The 18397-nt window shown below is 42.2% G+C and carries 9 protein-coding genes and 6 pseudogenes; 3 read left to right on the plus strand and 12 right to left on the minus strand.

Going from position 1 to position 18397, the window contains the following annotated elements; genetic code table 11:
- Nucleotides 1–3 precede the first annotated feature (3 nt).
- From SP99_RS24830 to SP99_RS24835, 6 genes and pseudogenes are all read right to left on the minus strand, one after another.
- Nucleotides 4–534, minus strand: a complete 531-nt coding sequence (locus SP99_RS24830) for a fimbrial protein (RefSeq protein ID WP_156167822.1) — start codon at nucleotides 532–534, stop codon at nucleotides 4–6.
- 1177 nt (nucleotides 535–1711) lie between these two features.
- Nucleotides 1712–2119: a Spy/CpxP family protein refolding chaperone gene (locus tag SP99_RS22795; protein WP_047959922.1), complete on the minus strand. Its 408-nt coding sequence runs from the start codon at nucleotides 2117–2119 to the stop codon at nucleotides 1712–1714.
- Between the two features lie 1094 nt (nucleotides 2120–3213).
- The gene (locus SP99_RS22805; protein WP_047959924.1) at nucleotides 3214–4152 is read right to left on the minus strand and encodes a LysR family transcriptional regulator; all 939 of its coding nucleotides are present in this window, start codon (nucleotides 4150–4152) and stop codon (nucleotides 3214–3216) included.
- Between the two features lie 884 nt (nucleotides 4153–5036).
- A pseudogene (locus tag SP99_RS23365) lies at nucleotides 5037–5524 on the minus strand (IS3 family transposase); the annotation flags it as partial.
- An 80-nt stretch (nucleotides 5525–5604) separates the two neighbouring features.
- On the minus strand, nucleotides 5605–7113 hold the full coding sequence (ltrA, locus tag SP99_RS22810) for a group II intron reverse transcriptase/maturase (RefSeq protein WP_047959925.1): 1509 nt from the start codon (nucleotides 7111–7113) through the stop codon (nucleotides 5605–5607).
- A 672-nt stretch (nucleotides 7114–7785) separates the two neighbouring features.
- Nucleotides 7786–8471, minus strand: a pseudogene (locus SP99_RS24835) (transposase); the annotation flags it as partial.
- Between the two features lie 519 nt (nucleotides 8472–8990).
- Here SP99_RS24835 and SP99_RS24480 point away from each other — a divergent pair.
- Nucleotides 8991–9491, plus strand: a pseudogene (locus SP99_RS24480) (DDE-type integrase/transposase/recombinase); the annotation flags it as partial.
- A 283-nt stretch (nucleotides 9492–9774) separates the two neighbouring features.
- On the opposite strand, the gene SP99_RS24220 reads toward SP99_RS24480, so the two are convergent.
- The 4 genes and pseudogenes from SP99_RS24220 to SP99_RS22825 all read right to left on the minus strand — a co-directional run bounded on the left by SP99_RS24220 (nucleotide 9775) and on the right by SP99_RS22825 (nucleotide 13955).
- On the minus strand, nucleotides 9775–10047 hold the full coding sequence (locus SP99_RS24220) for a YdgH/BhsA/McbA family protein (RefSeq protein WP_072060304.1): 273 nt from the start codon (nucleotides 10045–10047) through the stop codon (nucleotides 9775–9777).
- Nucleotides 10048–10236: 189 nt separating this feature from the next.
- Entirely contained in the window at nucleotides 10237–10794 is a 558-nt protein-coding gene (locus SP99_RS24225) for a helix-turn-helix transcriptional regulator (protein WP_072060305.1), read from the minus strand.
- 745 nt (nucleotides 10795–11539) lie between these two features.
- A pseudogene (locus SP99_RS24945) lies at nucleotides 11540–12545 on the minus strand (transposase).
- 399 nt (nucleotides 12546–12944) lie between these two features.
- On the minus strand, nucleotides 12945–13955 hold the full coding sequence (locus tag SP99_RS22825) for a RepB family plasmid replication initiator protein (RefSeq protein WP_047959928.1): 1011 nt from the start codon (nucleotides 13953–13955) through the stop codon (nucleotides 12945–12947).
- 725 nt (nucleotides 13956–14680) lie between these two features.
- Between SP99_RS22825 and sopA the strand changes: the two genes are divergently transcribed.
- Both sopA and SP99_RS22835 read left to right on the plus strand, forming a co-directional pair.
- Nucleotides 14681–15847, plus strand: coding sequence for a plasmid-partitioning protein SopA (sopA, locus tag SP99_RS22830; RefSeq protein WP_047959929.1), 1167 nt, complete (start codon nucleotides 14681–14683; stop codon nucleotides 15845–15847).
- Entirely contained in the window at nucleotides 15847–16812 is a 966-nt protein-coding gene (locus SP99_RS22835; RefSeq protein ID WP_047959930.1) for a ParB/RepB/Spo0J family plasmid partition protein, read from the plus strand. The genes sopA and SP99_RS22835 overlap by 1 nt, the downstream gene beginning before the upstream one ends.
- A gap of 591 nt (nucleotides 16813–17403) precedes the next feature.
- On the opposite strand, the pseudogene SP99_RS22840 reads toward SP99_RS22835, so the two are convergent.
- Together SP99_RS22840 and SP99_RS25190 are read right to left on the minus strand one after the other, a co-directional pair.
- Nucleotides 17404–18276 (minus strand): annotated as a pseudogene (locus SP99_RS22840) (DinB/UmuC family translesion DNA polymerase).
- Nucleotides 18276–18392, minus strand: a pseudogene (locus tag SP99_RS25190) (peptidase); the annotation flags it as partial. The pseudogenes SP99_RS22840 and SP99_RS25190, both read right to left, overlap by 1 nt.
- Between the last annotated feature and the right edge of the window lie 5 nt (nucleotides 18393–18397).

Genomic DNA, 18397 nt, shown 5'->3' on the forward strand with positions numbered 1-18397 from the left:
TAATTAATTGTAATAAACAGTATATGTCATCGTTGACTCATATGAACCAGGAACAGTTCCGCCCATTAGCTGAGCAGTGAGGTTTAATCCATCTGAATTAAACAATGGCAATGAGATTTCTGCTGTGTTATTAGATTGATCGATCGGTTGAATTCCAGCATTAGCATTCAGTACGGTCAGAAGCATGTTTGAATCTGTAGCAGTTCCCGTACTGTTACCAATTCCATTGGCATTTAATGTGTTACTATAGAAGTTAAAAACTGCGTTGTTAAGTGATGCGTCTCCACAAGTCGCGCCATTAGCAACTTTTAAAAAGAATTGAGTAACCGGACCAGTAGAAGCTGAACCATTAATAGTTGTTGCAGAACCAATATTAACAATTGAATTAGGGGCTCCATTTACATAAGGTACGATATCGCATGTTGTATCAGTTACGACACCTACGAATTGTACATCACCAGTGTTATTACCTGCAAAAGCAGACCCTGAAACCATTGCAATGCTTAACGCAGAAACCGTTAAAATTTTCTTCATAAAATATATACCCTACTTATGCCTTTAAAATATCACGGTTTTAAATTTATTAAAACCGTACCAGAATAGCACCAAAGAAAATATTGGCACCCTACTCTACCTGTGAAATTTCTTTCAATAAAATAAATAATCCAATACGAATTTTTTATTGCAGATTTCTTTAAACATTGAAAATCAATTGTATTAATGCAAATCACAAAATTTTGTATTTAAGTAATTTACTCTTCAAGTATACTCCAAACCCGCACCCCAGCAAAGGAATGAAATAATTCCAATACGGAATCATCATCACTTATTCACTTATTCACTTATTCACTTATTTTAAGTATTAGCCTACACGTGTATTATTAATCTATTTTTTAGATTTTATTGCATTATAAACATACCATGGCAATATGATTTAACAATTAATAATACACTCAAAAATTTATCTGTTGCGCAACCGATCAATTAATAATTTATTGCCCCTGTCGGGAGGTATTAAGTTATGTAAATTAAATTCTATATTGAATTGCATATATCTTGATCAATCGAGCAATGCTTATTTTAGATATCCTCCTAAGGGGAACTCTATGTATAAAATTTATTTTACTGTGTATGGGCTCAACGACATGATTAAGCTTTAAGCTTATTGAATTCGAAAGTACAATTTAATATATCCACCAAGCAGCCAGCACCAACTTTAACTGAAACACCAGATATAGCGGCAATCTAGATTTTTTTATTAAAAGTCGAGTTTGCCAGAATACGATTAGCTGTATTAAATAGACCTTGGCCGAGGCATTCTTGTACCCACCGGTTACTGGATGAAGATATCGGGAAAATGTTGCAACCTTTAATAATTTATTATCATTTGAATCATCATATTCGATAATTCAGAGTTATTCTGTAGACATTATTTTCAAACATACAATTTAGTGGGTTATTTTAACCAAAAGGGACTGTTGATTGAGATCTTTTTGGCTCTACCATACCGTATGCACGACAGTTTCGAACAAACTTAACTATCCGGTTATACTGCAAAGTATAATAGCCCGAAATCCACCATCTGCTTCTGACTTGATATATTAAATAGTCTAGGTGAACAATTCAATTTAGAAAATTTTATTGAACATTTTACGATGTTTAAAGAAAAAACAGTGCAAATTATTGATATACAATTTGCACTGACATCATGTTAATTATTTAGAATAGATTCAATGTCTTTCTTTAGTGTGGCCTTTTGTTCTGCTGATAGAACCTTGCTCACTTCGAAATAATATTTCATACGATAATATCTTACTTCTTCTTGTATTTTAGAAATTGATGAAAGTTGTTTTTTAACGGCAGCATCATCCCATTTACCAGATTGAATCACCTCTACAAGAGCGCCTTCTTTAAAATCAGCCAATGGAATTTTATCAATATCACTCTGATATTTGTCATGTAAAGATTGAATTTTATCAATCTGATCATCACTTAAATTTAATTGCTTTATGATTGCTTCATCTACAGAATCAGTCGAAGTGTTCACATTTTCAGCCTGTGCAGTATAGCACCAAAATACCATTGAAATTACACTAATATACAAAGTTAACTTCTTCATTGAGGTCCTCAACCTAATAAAATTTAAAAACAATACAAGTTTATCTTAAATGTGTTTTTTTTGGCAGAAAAAAAATGAATACTATTGTTCTTAAAGGGAATGCGCAATTTTACCGAAACCAACTACTTTATTAATATAATGAGTTAGTGAAGTGGTTGTCGTGAATAGATATGTACTTATAATACATATTACTACAATCTTCTAGGTCAAATTTAAGTATTCCCCATTATTAATAATGTGTAAATGTTCCATTACACTAATTGTTTTGAGAAAAGTTATCCGCTTACATTTTACTTAGCTCCCCAAAGTGACCATGTTCACCCCCTGCATACACTTAACTTACAGACATAAGTAAGTAATAAAATAGCAATTTTAATTTTTTATTGTTCTTCCGATTACCTTAATGCCGTAAATACATGGCACGATAATGAGACTGGATATAATAAACACAATAAAAACAACGATTTCATAAGTTAATAAAAATAGAACCTCACCGTAAATGTAAAACGCCAAAACCAAATATGCTATTGAATATACTGACAATAAAGAACACAACACAACCATAAATTCCAAGATTGCAGAAATTCGGTGCTTCTTGATTTTCATAAAACGCCCTCTAGCCCATATGTAAAAAAAACAAAAATAATCGCCATTACAAAAATGCCAATGAATGGGAATATTTCTTTGTTTTTTTCGATTTAATGATCAGTGTTATTCTTAGATACTATTTGTTATTGTGCCTCGTATCGCCGCGCCATCACAAATAATTACAAATACCAATAGAACCCTTAATCCCTAATATTCTTAAAATAAATCATCCTTGATTTTTGTAGCAACTCCGAAACTAACGAAGCTTCAAGAATAACACTGCAAATAATGTTCACATGTCACTTGACAATCATTATTTAAGGTGAGTTAATAAACACCGAAAATTATTAGAGGATTGAAGTTACATGTTATTTAACTCAATCCATATACTGCTATTCGTAGTTAATAGAAATGTTTTTAAAATTCCATACTAGTATTCATGCAACATAAGAGAAGTAAAATACGTTATCTTAATCATAGACCTATAAAAATCATAACTTTATGCACTAATAATAGAATGTATTTGATTCATCATGCCCCCCCCATTTCTGTATGATTGTATCTAAAACTGCTCTAATCCTAACGGGATATTTTTCATAATATCTGTATATCATATATACATCTATATAGGCTGCAAATTCACTATCCAGACGAGGATGGATTTGATCTGTATCACAAACCATTCCCTCAGGAAGAAACATATAACCAAGTCCTGCTTTACAACACTCATAAGCTACAATAATATTATCAAAAATGTATTTCCCATGAAGCTCGATACTTTTGTTTTCATTTGTATTATTGCTACATATTTCTATCCTTGCTAAATTATCTTGTTCTATAATTGCACTCTGCAACAAAAAGTCATACTGGAATAGTTCTTGAATTGAAGTGAACTGATGGTTTTTGTAATACTCATCGGTACAATATACGTTAAATTTAATTCTGCCAAGTTTTCTAGCTATTAAATTATGGTTATTTGGTGGTGCGTATGAGATATAAATATCACAGTCATCAGGGAATACCACTCCTTTTCGCATATCAGAAAGTGATTGATTTTGCGTCATAATTGTTACATTCATATCAGGGTACCCCTTTGATATAACGGGCATTACCTGCTGAGCCAGTGCAATCTGAAGTCCCATAGGAGCAAATATTTTTACTTTACCCGTGCAGGTACCTTGCCAGAGACGTGCAAATTCAAGTAAGTTGTTATTCTCTCTAATACAACTCTCAATATGCGGTAAGAGTACGTTGCCAAAATCAGTTAACAATACGGGCCGCGTATCTCGCTCGAAAAGCCGACCTCCAAGCTTAGATTCAATGATTGCAATAGTTTTGCTAAGAGTTGCTTGTGTTACTCCATGCCTTTCGGCTGCACGACTAAAACTACGAAGTTCGGCCATAGAGGCCACCAGAGTTAACTCATGTATTTTTAATGTTTTCATGACGAGTCTCATTAATTATTGACAACTAATTGCATACAACTAAATAGTTAGGGAGATACAAACACAATGAGATCAAACCATCTTTAGGAAAGTAATATTAATGCTACTTACATACATGCCGAAAACAGTTGTGCTTGTTAACCTTAATCTACAAAAAGTTTATATCACAACACTTCAGTTATGGAATACTCATATTTTTGTTTTAGTGATTGTTCTGAAAGGTTTCAATTACTTTTAACGCATAATCACATTCTGTTAATGAATAATTTAAATGCAATATATCCAGCATGAAATGGCCACTGCATTTAAATTAAAGTAATTAAATCAGTAGGTTATATAAACAAACCTTTGAAAATTACCCTTTTATTTTTTGTGGTTTATTTAGGGTTGCGATTACAATAAGCACTATTATTTCGAGTTGTTTTATAAAATTCGCTATAGGAATTTTATAATTCGCATTCCATGTTGTTGACTTTTCTACCATCACATGCACCGAATTAGGCGCAACCTTCAGTTAGTAATACCGTTATTTGTTCTTCTTTTCCGTTTCGCCAGTCCGTTGCAAATTCAGCTGGCGTCTGGTAACACAGTTATTAAGGGGTAGAGCATTCCATATAATCCTGTCGCAAGGTCATTTTTCCTTTCTAAACATGAAGGATATAGTTGAATCACCAGTGCTCATTCAGACACTATTCATGAAAGCATTCATAAAAGTCCCCCCCTTCTCCGTTGGCTTACTTCGCTGAATACTACGCAACTCGATATGTAGTAGCACACTGAATTTGGTCACCTAAACAGAGTTGATATGCTCACCTCCGAACAACACTGGTGCTCCAATGAAATGAAGAAATTTCAGTCCTGAATTCAAGGTCTGTTTGTAGTGGTCAACTAAAACTGGCCACCGTGTTAGAGTTTTTCCAGTATCTGTTTTCCGATTCGTTTGGTGGTAATCCACCGTTATATTCATGCGGTCTGAGCGCGCTGTAATATCCAACGATATAGTTCGTTATGGCGTGAGCTGCATCGCTGAAGCTTACGTAACCCATCACGGGTACCCATTCGTTCTTCAGACTCCGGAAGAAGCGTTCCATTGGACTGTTATCCCAGCAGTTTCCACGCCGACTCATACTCTGTTTGGTCCGGTATCGCCACAGTAACTGCGGAACTGCCTGCTCGTATAATGACTGTCCTGGTCACTATGGAACATCACTCCAATGGGCTTACCGCGCGTTTCCCATGCCATTTCCAGCGCCTTCATGGTGAGTCTGCTGTCCGGTGAGAACGACATTGCCCAGCCCACTGGTTTTCTTGCGAATAAGTCGAGAACAACGGCGATGTACGCCCAGCGCTTACCTGTCCAGAGTAGAGTAAGAGGCAGGGCGTAGTCGGACTATTTCCCTGCCTCTCCTCTCCGAACCGGACGTGCACCTTTCAGCGCATCCGGCTCTCCATTTAAACGCTGGCGAACGCCATTGCCACTTCAGTGTAGCGCGATGTATACGTGTTTCTGGTTTCCGTCCTCAGGTAAGGGTTACCTTCGGGCAGTCGCCAGCGGAACAGCTTCTTGCCTTGCCCCACCAACCGGTACAGCACTTCACCGCAGAGCTTGCCGTTATTGGTTTTACCAAATAAAACCCACGTTTTGCTCTGACCTGGTTTCGGCGATTTACACCACCACCTCATCAGGGATGCAATACCGGTACGGTATTTGCGGGCCAGCCAGTGAGCCAGCTTCCAGAACACCACTCGGTCAATATAACTGAAGACTTTGGCCTTAAAATCAACGAACTGATAGAACATGGCCCAGCCCTTCAGTTTCCGGTTGAGGGTCTCAACCATATCGACTTTGCTTTCACTGTAATTGCCCGATAACAATGCCGTCAGCGATGCGGCGAAGTTTCTGGCTTTCTCCTTCGGGATCGTCGACACCACCCGCATATCGCAGTAACGACTGCGTTTGCGGATGATCTTGTGACCCAGAAAGATAAAACCGTCGTTTACATGGGTGATTCTGGTCTTGTCCATGTTCAGCCTGAGTTTCAAGCTGTCTTCAAGCACGCCACGACACTCCTCCCTGATGGCTTCCGCCTGTGCTCTGGTGCCTTTGACGATAAGTACAAAATCATCGGCATAGCGACAGTAAGCAACGGCAGGTTTCCATTGCCAGTTTTCCCTGACTGCAGTACTCCGGCCCCGCTGGATACTGTGATTCCAGTACCAGCGATCCTTTCTGGCCTTCCCGCTCAGGTAGCGTTTATGCAGGTGCTGATCGAACTCATTGAGCATGATATTCGACAATACCGGCGATATTACGCCGCCCTGTGGCACACCCTCACTGGCAGCGCGAAAGAGGCCAACATCGATATGTCCTGCTTTGATGGTGTTCCACAGCAGAGCCATGAAACGTGCGTCACTGATCCTGCGGCGTACGACTTTCATCAGCAGTCGATGGTGTACAGTGTCAAAGTAGCTGGACAAATCACCTTCAATCACCCAGCGTCCCCGGGTTTCTCCACAGTCGGTGAGCTGTAATTTCACCGTGCGGATCGCGTGGTGGACACTGCGTTCAGGCCGGAAGCCATACGAGAGCGTATGAAAATCACTCTCCCATATCGGCTCCATCGCCATCAGCATGGCCCGCTGAACAATACGATCCCGCAACGCGGGGATACCCAGTGGTCGCAGTTTGCCGTTGCTTTTCGGGATGTAAACCCGTCTGGCAGGCAAGGGCTGGTAATGACCTGAGAGAAGTTCATCCCTGAGGATTTGCAGCTCAACAGCCAGTCTGGGCTGCAGCGTTGCTTTATTCACACCATCAATGCCGGGAGTATGTGCCCCCTTTGATGAAAGTGTGATCCGTGCCGCTTCAGCCAGCCATTCTGGTCGTGTTATCAGACGGAGCAGCCGTTCAATCCGTCGGGACGGATCGGTGGCTGCCCATGTGGCAAGCTTGCGTTGCATTTCGCTGATTATCAAAGGTCTTCACCTCATTAGGTCAGTTAGTTCTCACCGCAAACACATCTAAACTGCTCCCCTTCGCCATGTAATGGGTTTTCCCCATCGCGGACTACTACGGAAGCTCCGCCAGCCAGCGCGTCATCGGAGCCATGCCTCCTTAACATCCGTCGCTGACCTTCCCCGGTTTACCTGTCTGGACTCAAACATACTGAGGAGGCTGCCCGTCGCACTCTTTATCCTTGCTTGCTGCAAGTTGGCAGAAGTCAGCAACGCGAGTGTGATAGGCGTTGCTGTCCCGGTGTTTCGCATACATGTCAAAACACTTTCGTCCGACATTGCATATCTGTCATTGTCGGTGCCTTCTGCACGGCCTGTCAGATCACGTAGGCCGTGGTGACGTTTTCAACCCACAGAGGCGGATTAACGGGTTCATGTTCTTCAGCCTTTCAGTACTCAACCTTGAGGATCATCTCGGCTTAGTGATCTCGCCTCAATCCCCGTTGTCAGCGGGTTACATCACCCTGCAGGCATGCCGCAGGTCACTGCCGCTCAGGTTCTCCACCGTCACACCCGGTGGGATTGTTGGGCTCCTCATCGTGAGTTACCGGTTCAATATTCCAGACAGACTCGTGGTTCATTTGAGCATCCATGCTCACCCTGAACTCCGGGCACACTATAAGTAATATCGGTGACCCAGACCTGATTGACCCGGACAACAGTAAACTGCCGCTGCACACGATTAAGCGCAACCACTGAAGGTCTGCCAGCGATACGACGCGGAGTTCTATAGCCGAGTATGGCTTTAATCCGGTTCAGTGACATAATACGGCCCACCCGGTTTTTACCGCAGGCTTCCCCGATTCCGTTCAGATCGCCATGAACCCGGCGGTAACCGTATACGCCTCCGCTCAGTGAACAGGAGTCACGGATGAGCGTCAGCCGACGCTGGTTATCTTTACCCCGCGCGGAGACCGGGTTATGCAGCCACGCATAAAACCCGGCCCGGGCAACGCACAACACCCGAAACATCGTCATGACACCCCATACAGTGCGGTGTTCATTGATAAAGCGGTACTTCAGTCGGGCTCCCTTGCAAAGTACCGCGCGGCCTTTTTCATTATGTCCCGTTATTCCTCAGTGCGCTTCAGTTGGGCCCTGGGCTTCAGGATCTCGCTTTTCGCTTCCAGTAAATCACTGGCATGCTGCTCGCTGTTACCGGGTTTAATAGCCAGCAACCACTTATAGAGACTGTGTGCTGAAACGCCCAGCCGGTCAGAAACTTCGGCGACGGAATAACCGCGTTCCGTTATCTGACGGACGGCTTCATCCTTAAATTCAGGTGTAAATCGTGGTGTGCTCATACGCTCCTCCAATGCTCAAACTAAAGTGCAGGATCGTCTACCGGGGCGGGGTCAATACCAAAATGACTCTGAGACGTCTGTTAAATCCGTGGCAATTCAGCAATGAATTCTGCATCAAGCATGTTATTACAGGCACAACATTCTATAGTTGACACAAGAACTAGGTCCCCAAAATGAAGCAGCTCTAATTCCTTGAAGAGTTATGTGCAGGCCTCAAGATGCTACTCGCTGAAGCATTGCTGGATATGAAGGAGCTTCAGACCGCATTAAGCCGTAAGTCCTGTCGATACAACAGGATAGAGAAGCTGTGGAAGTTATGCATGAGGCAGAAGGTTTGTTGCAATGACTTGTCTGCTGGATGTATCCTTTCTGCCTTACGTTGTGAAGTTCAGCGCTTTGCCACTGATGTTCATGTATCGTGCGGAACACAGAACTGACTTTCGAATTCGGTATGATTACCGGCGCATTTGTCAGTTATTACGAATGGAGAGCCTTCGCGTCAATTGCAAGCATCAATATAGATCCCACGTAGGCTGGTTTTATCTTGCCGTGGGTGTTGATCTGTTCTCACGCAAAATTATCAGCTGGTCAATGTAATCCCGGATGACTAAGGATATTGTCCTGAACGCACTGCTTGGCTGTATAGCGGCGTAATCCTCAAAACAGGTGCTGGTCCTCGGTTCAGGTCAACCAGTACACAAGCCATGAGTGGCAGTCGTTCCTGAAATCACACGGCCTGGAGGGCAACATGAGCCGTCGCGGTAACTGCCACGATAATGTGGTTGCAGAAACCTTGTTCCAATTGATGAAGTGTAAACGGATAAAGAAATGATCTACGGAACGCGGGAAGAAGCTCGCAACGATATTTTTGATTACATCGAAATGTCTTATAACAATAAGCTTAGACATGGTTCTAGCAATCAGATGTCACCGAAAGAATATGATAACCACTATTATCAACGACTCGGAAGTGTCAATACTACCCGTGATGATATCACTCCGTCTTCGCGAGGATATTAATATTTTGCCCATTGGCATTTATATTCTTAATTAGGATGCCTTCATGTTACTTCAGAATACATTATAACTACGAAATATATTAATGAAAATCGGTTTGCTCAGTAATGTTCAAGCTATATTGCCTGGTCTATTTTTGTCATTAATTTTATAGTTTCCTTATTCCTCTCTTATCTAAATACTGATAGGCATAGCTTTGATATATTTATAGTTGGCATTGTTTTCTTTTGAATATCTTTATTAAGCAGCCCTTCAAAAAGAGCTGCTTCAAACTCAGGGGTAAAGTTTATTTGTAAGCTGTGACAGTTCCTGATAGTCCACCTTCAGTTTCTTTTACTGAGGTAATTACATAGTATTTACCTCCCTTTTCATCAACCCGTTTTGAAACCGCGTCTTGCAAATCAGAAGGCATTTGGAATCCATTTGGTTCAACTGCAAAACTTCCAATTTTGCTTAGCTTGTAGTGTTTTACTTGTTCTTCAGTTATCATTTGGGCTGCATGTAAAGCTGAAGAACCCAGCAGTAAACCAGTGAACAACGAAAAAGTAATTTTATTCATTTAGAACCCTCTACATTACATTTATATTTAACAGCAATAGTAAATTTAGTTGATTTAAAGTATAATTCCATTCATCTCTTATAATTAAAAAGTTCTTTTATTAAGCAGGTTGCTTCATTTATTAAGTAATATGTAATTTCAAGCAAAAATCTTAACAACATTTAAATGTTAACTTTGATGCAGTCATTATTACCTTTCAAATGAAACTCGTTTTTTATCATTTTTTTGGCAAGAATAAAATTCGTATGCTTTCCTAAAGCCTAATTTTTTGCAAGCGTTCATTCTATGCATATAAACGGTTTTTTCTGGCATATTTAATTCACGTGATATTTTTTTTACACTTATATGGCATAATGAGCGTAATAAAACATTACTTTCATTCCTTGTTAGAGTATTTACACTGTTAACATTACTCATGCCTTTTTTTAGAAAACACTCAAATATTTCCCGCGTTTCATTCAGTGATGATTTAATATGAATCTCAAAATCATGTGGAATTAACTTATATAAATTATTGTTTTTTTCAATCGAAACAATTACGATGCACTGATGAAATTCTATTTGATCAAAAAGGGTTATGTATGACTCAAGATTAAAAGTCGAATCAATAACTATAAAATCTGCAACGTTAATGCTAGTGATAGAATTAACATTTTCCTCATCAAACAGTAAAATGGCTTTATGTGGTAATACCATATTTTTTATACCTAACCATAAAAAATATGATTGAGTCAAAACATAGATCATATACACCACGCTTATAGTCTAGTATTTTTTTGAATGCTTGTTGAGTGATCTGAAAGTACGTTAAAGGCCAATCAATAAAAACACGCCTACAACATTTTAGCAACAATAATTTACTACCATTATTATCAACACTATTAGTGCCCAACTTCTTTTAAAAAAACTATAATGCTTATTATTCAATGCATTAAAGGAATCCATTTGATTTTCACAACCCATTCAGAACGGAAAATTCAAATAACGAATGTTATTATTCACTTACTTTATACATGTGTATATCATCTGTACATACTTAACATTCTTCTATGATTTCCTCTTTATGGCCTTATTAATATTGATATGTATTGTAACCACATCATTCCGATTGTACATCGGATAGTTTTCTAAGCGACAATTCAATTTTTGTTAGTTTTCATATTTTAGTTCCGGTTTATGGCATAAGTTTTTTTTCGAGTATTCTATAAGGAATTTATCATTCGCGAATAAATTTCTCTTCTAAACAATAAAAGGTACAATGGTTCTGTTAAATTAACTCTATCATTTAGTCAGACAGCCTAGAATAAACGCGACTCGGCTGATATTTAGCCATATTCAAATATCCGGCATCTAGATAAGATAATGGAAAATTGACTAAGTGAAATATATATCATGTCTAAATGAACCTATCTGATATGTAGTGACTGCCCTTCATTTTCGAGTTTTACCAGTATTGGTATTCATATTCGTTTTGGAATAAACCACCGTTATATTATTTCGACCTTAGTGAACTGAATACTTGACGATGTAGTTTGAGATCGCATGAGATGATTATCTAAAGTTTATAGTACTACCTACTAATTCTTAAGGCTCCCGCAGGAGTGTTCCATTGGGCCGTTTCTCTGCACTTTCCACGACTGTTCATGCTTTGTCTGATCTGGTAATGCCAAGTAACCACTGCTACTGTCGGCTCGTATAATGGCAGCCTTGCTTCTGTGGAACATCATTCCTACTGTTTCCTATGCCATTTCCATCGCTTTCATAGTGAATCAGCTGGACGATATTACTCAGTGCATTACTTTCCTTGTGAATAGATTGGTAACAACAGCGAGTTAAGTCCAAGGTTTTCCTGTCCTGATATACGTCACTTCATCGGCCCTGGTTAGGCTCTGTCATTGTTAACAGCCGCTCACAGTGATTCTGGATAGTATCGGTCTCATAACTGCTACGCTTATATAGGTGAATCTGCTTATGCAGCTCTTTCAGAGACTACCGTCAAGCCTGCACCCGATACTGAAGCCGCCCAGGGTTAAAATGACCACGATATTTCTTGCGTCATCAGATCCAAGGCTTATGTTATGCTGTTTAATAACTTTCCTGCATTATACAACACGCCTCCCATCTGTTTTTTCAGGCCAGTTTACCAGAATTATAACTGCTGCGATGAACCACGAATATGTGGCAAATTATGATATAGAGAATATCGCGCTTTGATTTTCCTGATTAATGTGAACTGTTCAGGGAGTCTGACGCTTTTTTAATATTTCATTTTCCTCTCAATACATTGTAACTTTTTCTTAAGTTCGAGTATTTCGATATGTACCATGGTTATGAGGGAGGATTTTGGTACTTTGCCCTGTCGTTCATTCCATAACTACTTTACCCATCAAGCCATCCATAAAACCTCACATTGGCCGCATCTTTAACGGTGTAATTCTGTTCAAGGACCAGTTGAGAGATTTACATTTATACAGTGCGCTGAAATTTTCTCCTATCATTGCGACTCTTCTATTGTTCTGGGGCAAACATATCACCTCTGTTTTGGTGACAAAATGCAGCGAGCCACTAAAATTCTTTTAAGATAGACATAATTATCCATAGGTACACAATTAACCGAGAAAAACGTTCCCTGGCCAAGTAAAAGAATAAATAGCTTGTTATTTGACCCTACGGGTAATGCAGGATGGTGACTGAAGAGTGCAATCTTACATACCTTAGTGAATATAACCTACAAATACATATCATTCCACATATGGTAGTCAATACCTGCATCCCAGCAAGCGTATAGGCATATCAAATTCAATACCGGGGAGACTCTGAACAAAGTCTATGATGTGGTCTATTGACTGCGGCATGTAGAACGCATACCGCAGTCAATAGATCAAAAAATGCATACCTCAGTCACTATCCGGTTTAATGCCAGCGAGTGCTTTTGCAAGTTTCTGAGGATCAATTCCAGCAGCCTTTAGGGCTTTAATCACTTCATCATAGTTCTGCTCAGGCGCTTCGTCTTCCTGCTCACGAGGTACAACGACCTTACTACTGATTAACTTGGGATTACGGTAATGTACACTGAAATAAGTGGCCCGACCACGTTTGAACTCGGTGTAATCTAGGTAGCCAATATCCTTTAACTGCGCCATAGCTTTCCGCACTGTGTGGTTTTGTGTGTATAGATTAGATGTCAGGTTAAGCCTGTCACGCATACGCTTCATAGAGATGGGGGCTGGATTCTGCGGCAGACTTTCGATGTAGGTATAGAGTGCCTGAGCGGATTCCTTACGTTGCAGGGCATCAATGGCCTTCAGACGCAACAGAACCCGCCTGTCCATCTGATAAAGTTCGAAGAGTTTGGGCTCAGCCTTGATCTCCACAACATCAGCAGTGATGTCATAATAGGCCGACTGGACCAAGTGCGTGGTCCACCCTTTCGTTTCGCTCTGAAATTTGAGGGTCACGGATGCCAACTTGAACAAAGAATTACTGATCCTGTCGCGCATTTTTTTATTAGAGCGCCGGGAGTCAAACCCACACATTTTAACGAATTCAACAAAAGAAAGCTTCAGCGTGTCATCCTTAACGCCAAAATCATACATTGAACGGATGATCCCGAGCCAGACTTTGAAATCCGTATCCATATCAAGGCGTGATCCGGTGATCCTAACATCGGTATAGCCTTCACTCCGGGCAATAGACAGTTGTACGAGCTCTTCAGTCGCATCTGTGACGTTTTTACGGTTAGCCTTACTCCTGGAGGTTGATTTAAGGGTAGGAACAAACAGACCGAGCCTCATGAGTGCAACAGGCTGTACAGTACTGGCGCTGTTGACATCCAGCTTAACAACTTCACCCGTTGTCTTGTTGACCTCCTGAAGGTTCAGTGGTAACTCATTATTTTCATTAGACATTTTATTAGCTCGCGGTTATCCACAAAAGAAAGTATATACACACATCTCAGTCAATGGAAATACATACCTCAGTTAGTATAAATGCATGCCGTAATAGGTGATACCACACACGACAGTCAATATAATACACCCCACAGTTAATAAAGATCGCTGCCGAGCCCAGATTTAACGGGCTGTTAAACGATCCGGGGATCTCTTTTGGATCTCACAATGATCTACTTAAGGATCATATATTGGATCGTAATAGGGAATAAGTCTCATCATCCTATACACATAACTAGCAGTGCAAAGAGATCCATGGCACAGCAGTCAGGAAATACAGGATGCCAACAGACAGTAATATTGACTGCGATATGCAGAACAAGGCATCTCGTAACTCTTCCGTCCTTTGAAACCGCTACATACCACAGTCAATAATTGCATTCCTCAGTAAAGTTATAACCTTTTCGAATCATCCCTTCCAGCTATTGAGCGTCAGCCAGACCCTGTATGTATGCAGTAATTCCGCTTCCTCGAAGCATGCGCCTGAAGGCGCATGCTTTCTGCGGCGAGCGGATGATATTGACTGAAGGATGCAGACAATTTCTGAGAGGTATACCGAACAGAGCGCGGCTGAATTTTGAACAGCTTTGCAAATTTCGACGTGGTTTGCAATTTTAATGTTGCTTTGCGTCTTTTATCAAGATTTAATAGATTAATGCAAAGATGATGACAAGGAACAGAATATGGGACTGATGGACACACTTGACCAATGCATAGCCGCCGGTCATGAAATGACGAAAGCTATCGCGATTGCTCAGTTTAATGATGATAGCCCGGAGGCAAGAAAAATCACACGTCGCTGGCGTGTGGGGGAAGCTGCCGATTTGATTGGCATTTCTTCACAGGCGATCCGCGACGCAGAAAAAGCGGGACGTCTCCCTCATCCGGACATGGAGATGCGGGGTCGAGTAGAGCAGCGAGTGGGCTACACCATCGAGCAAATTAACCACATGCGTGATGTGTTCGGAACCCGTCTGCGCCGTCCTGACGACAGCGTTCCGCCCGTCATTGGAGTGGCTGCACATAAAGGGGGAGTCTATAAGACGTCGGTATCAGTCCATCTCGCACAGGATCTGGCGCTGAAAGGACTCAGGGTACTGCTCGTGGAAGGTAACGATCCTCAGGGTACAGCTTCCATGTACCACGGCTGGGTTCCTGACTTGCACATACACGCCGAAGACACGCTACTGCCTTTTTATTTAGGGGAACGTGATGATGCAGCCTATGCCATCAAACCCACCTGCTGGCCGGGTCTCGATATCATCCCTTCATGCCTGGCCTTACACCGCATTGAAACAGAGCTTATGGGGAGATTTGACGACGGGAAACTACCCACTGAACCCCATATGATGCTCCGCCTTGCCATTGAAACAGTGGCACAGGATTATGATGTTATTGTTATCGACAGTGCTCCCAACCTCGGTATTGGCACTATCAATGTTGTCTGTGCTGCAGATGTGCTTATAGTGCCGACGCCTGCTGAGTTATTCGATTACACCTCTGCCCTTCAGTTTTTTGACATGTTACGCGATCTATTAAAAAACGTAGATCTACAAGGTTTTGAACCTGACGTCAGAATTCTGCTGACAAAGTACAGCAATAATAATGGTTCACAGTCACCCTGGATGGAAGAACAGATACGCGACGCCTGGGGCAGCATGGTACTAAAAAATGTTGTACGCGAAACTGATGAGGTTGGTAAAGGTCAAATTCGTATGAGAACGGTTTTTGAACAGGCTATTGATCAACGCTCTTCGACCGGAGCTTGGCGAAATGCCTTGGCCATTTGGGAGCCTGTTTGTAATGAAATTTTCGACCGCTTGATTAAACCTCGCTGGGAGATCAGATAATGAAGCGTGCGCCAGTCCTTCCTAAAAATAGTATAAGACAGGTCCGACCCGAAACTGAGCAGTCAGTGGCACCTGCTGCACCGATGGTAGACTCATTAATTGCTCGGGTGGGGGCTATGGCTCGAGGGAATTCGATTTTGCTTCCAGTTTGTGGACGGGAAGTTAAATTTATACTGGAAGCCATACCGGGTGATATTATTGCAACATCAACAAAAGTCTGGTCAGGTAATGAACGTGATCAGGAACTGTTGACCGAGGATGCTCTCGATGATCTGCTCCCCTCTTTTCTTCTTAGTGGCCAGCAGACTCCTGCGTTCGGACGGCGGGTGGAAGACATCGTTGAGATTGCTGATGGCAGCCGTCGCCGTAAAGCCGCGATTTTAACATCCTCGGATTATCGTGTTCTCGTGGGAGATCTCGATGACGAACAGATGATGGCTTTATCCCGGCTGGGTAATGATTACCGCCCTGTCAGTGCTTATGAACGAGGAAAACGCTATGCATACCAACTTAAAAACGTTTTTAACGGCAATGTCTCTGCTCTGGCTGAAGCCGAAAATATTTCCCGTAAAATCATCACGCGTTGCATCAATACGGCCCAGTTGCCGAAATCCGTAGTTGCCCTGTTTTCGCATCCTGGTGAACTTTCCGCCCGTTCCGGTGAGGCGCTGTACAAAGCATTTTCGGGAAAAGAAACATTATTATTGCAACAGACACAGCAACTTCATGAGCAAAAGACGGCAGGTGTTATATTTGAACCCGAGGAAGTTATCAGCTTACTGACAGATATTCTGAAAGAGCCATCAGGTAAAAAAGTTAATCTGAGTACCCGTCATCAGTTTGTACCTGGTGCAACAGCCCTTTACAAAGGTGATAAGGTGATTTTTAATCTCGATAAGTCTCGCTTGCCTGCGGAGTGTATCGAGAAGATAGAAAGCATACTGCGCGACTTACAAAAGGTTTAGCCTGCTTCATTATGCCAGCATGCTTTTTCATTAATTTTCATTGTCCCTAATGGCTTTCATGTTGCTTCGGAATATATTTACCGCGAAGCAGCGTATAGCTCAGAGTTGTTAAACAGAACTGTGTACTTTTTCCTATCAAGCGCCATGTTTCGATCTCCTACCTTATGTCAGAACTCACCCGGTAACCCGGGCCCGGTATGCTGACTCCACATTGCGGATTGAACTGGGACCACGGTCCCACCTTCTGCCTGCGGGTCTGAACTCATCCGGTAATCAGTCCCGGAATGCTGACTCCACACTCCGGATTGAACTGGGACCACGGTCCCAGTTCCTGCCTGCGGGGCAGAATTTACCCGGTAACCCGTCCCGGAATGATGGCTCCACACGCAAGATTGAACAGGGACCATGGTCCCAATATGTTCAGCTGTTTCTTTCACAATTCCGATTTTGAGAATGTTACAGTGATTCTTGTATTCGGTGCGAAAGAGGATTATGTTCGTTTTGTTCCCTGGTGCTTCCTCGCTCACTCGCGGGCTTCGCCCTGCCGTTCGGCTGCGGCGAGCACTATGGGCTCTCTCTGAAAGGCGAAATTTAACTGATCCTCGCTATGGTGATATCTTTACAGCGGGTGGCTACACAGGGGAGAGCATATCGCGTTTCATTTGCCATGCAGGTGCAATCCCTCGTCCGGCAAACCAGACCTGCCCCAGACCGGAATGATTAATGCCATCAAGTACCTTCATCAGCTCAGCACTGTGAGGACATGGCGGACGAATGTCGAACAGCTACAAAACGCCGGAGCCGGTGAAGTCGTTCAGCATTACACCGGCTTTGGCATACCGGTGCCCATCTTTCCAGATGTGCTCCAAAGCCGTTGTAGTGGCCTCAATAATGTCCCGGGTGTCCTGAAGGATGTAAGCAGTTTCTCCGTGGCCACGTTGCCGTAGTAAGGGTCTTTAACGGCTAATGGAGAAGTTTTGATGAATACGGAAATATGCCGGCAGCACTGGCGCTCTTTACGCAGCTTTTCTGAGGGCCGCTCTGCGTACTGACAGACAGCTCGGCGGAGCGAATCGTAATCCGTGATTTTTTCTCCAAAGCTGCGGCTGCAGTGAATCTGCTGTTTCGTTGCCGGGCTTCTTCAAGCAACATACAGCTTTCCCCGTTCAGTTCGCGTACTGTTTCATCCTTAGCCAACTCCTCCAGGCAGTTCATTAGGCGCGCCAATATCGATTCATAAAGTTCATAGTTGCTTGAGAACGCGTATATTTTTTCCGGGTATATCTCGTTTTTCATTTAAAACCACGGCGTGCCCATTTTGAACCAAGGCTTTGCCTCGGTACTTCTTGCGATTACGCTGCCATCGTTATTACTGAGCACCACAACCGGCTTTCCTTTCAAATCCGGGCGGAAAACACGTTCACAGCTGGCATAAAAACTGTTCACATCGGCCAGGGCAAACATCAGTACATCTCCCTGGGGCGGTGGGTTACGTGCGTGACGACGCCAAAGATATCCAGATCGTCCGGGTCGGGATAAATCGGTGAACAGGCGGTGTTCATGGGCTGCAGCGTCAGTCCACGCT

The organism is Enterobacter sp. BIDMC92 (assembly GCF_001030225.1).
Taxonomy (GTDB): domain Bacteria; phylum Pseudomonadota; class Gammaproteobacteria; order Enterobacterales; family Enterobacteriaceae; genus Enterobacter; species Enterobacter sichuanensis.

Excerpts from the sequence above, each read along its gene's own strand:
- SP99_RS24830 (WP_156167822.1), bottom strand. The coding sequence starts at position 534 with ATGAAGAAAATTTTAACGGTTTCTGCGTTAAGCATTGCAATGGTTTCA.
- SP99_RS22795 (WP_047959922.1), bottom strand. The coding sequence starts at position 2,119 with ATGAAGAAGTTAACTTTGTATATTAGTGTAATTTCAATGGTATTTTGG.
- SP99_RS22805 (WP_047959924.1), bottom strand. The coding sequence starts at position 4,152 with ATGAAAACATTAAAAATACATGAGTTAACTCTGGTGGCCTCTATGGCC.
- ltrA (WP_047959925.1), bottom strand. The coding sequence starts at position 7,113 with ATGCAACGCAAGCTTGCCACATGGGCAGCCACCGATCCGTCCCGACGG.
- SP99_RS24220 (WP_072060304.1), bottom strand. The coding sequence starts at position 10,047 with ATGAATAAAATTACTTTTTCGTTGTTCACTGGTTTACTGCTGGGTTCT.
- SP99_RS24225 (WP_072060305.1), bottom strand. The coding sequence starts at position 10,794 with ATGATCTATGTTTTGACTCAATCATATTTTTTATGGTTAGGTATAAAA.
- SP99_RS22825 (WP_047959928.1), bottom strand. The coding sequence starts at position 13,955 with ATGTCTAATGAAAATAATGAGTTACCACTGAACCTTCAGGAGGTCAAC.
- sopA (WP_047959929.1), top strand. The coding sequence starts at position 14,681 with ATGGGACTGATGGACACACTTGACCAATGCATAGCCGCCGGTCATGAA.
- SP99_RS22835 (WP_047959930.1), top strand. The coding sequence starts at position 15,847 with ATGAAGCGTGCGCCAGTCCTTCCTAAAAATAGTATAAGACAGGTCCGA.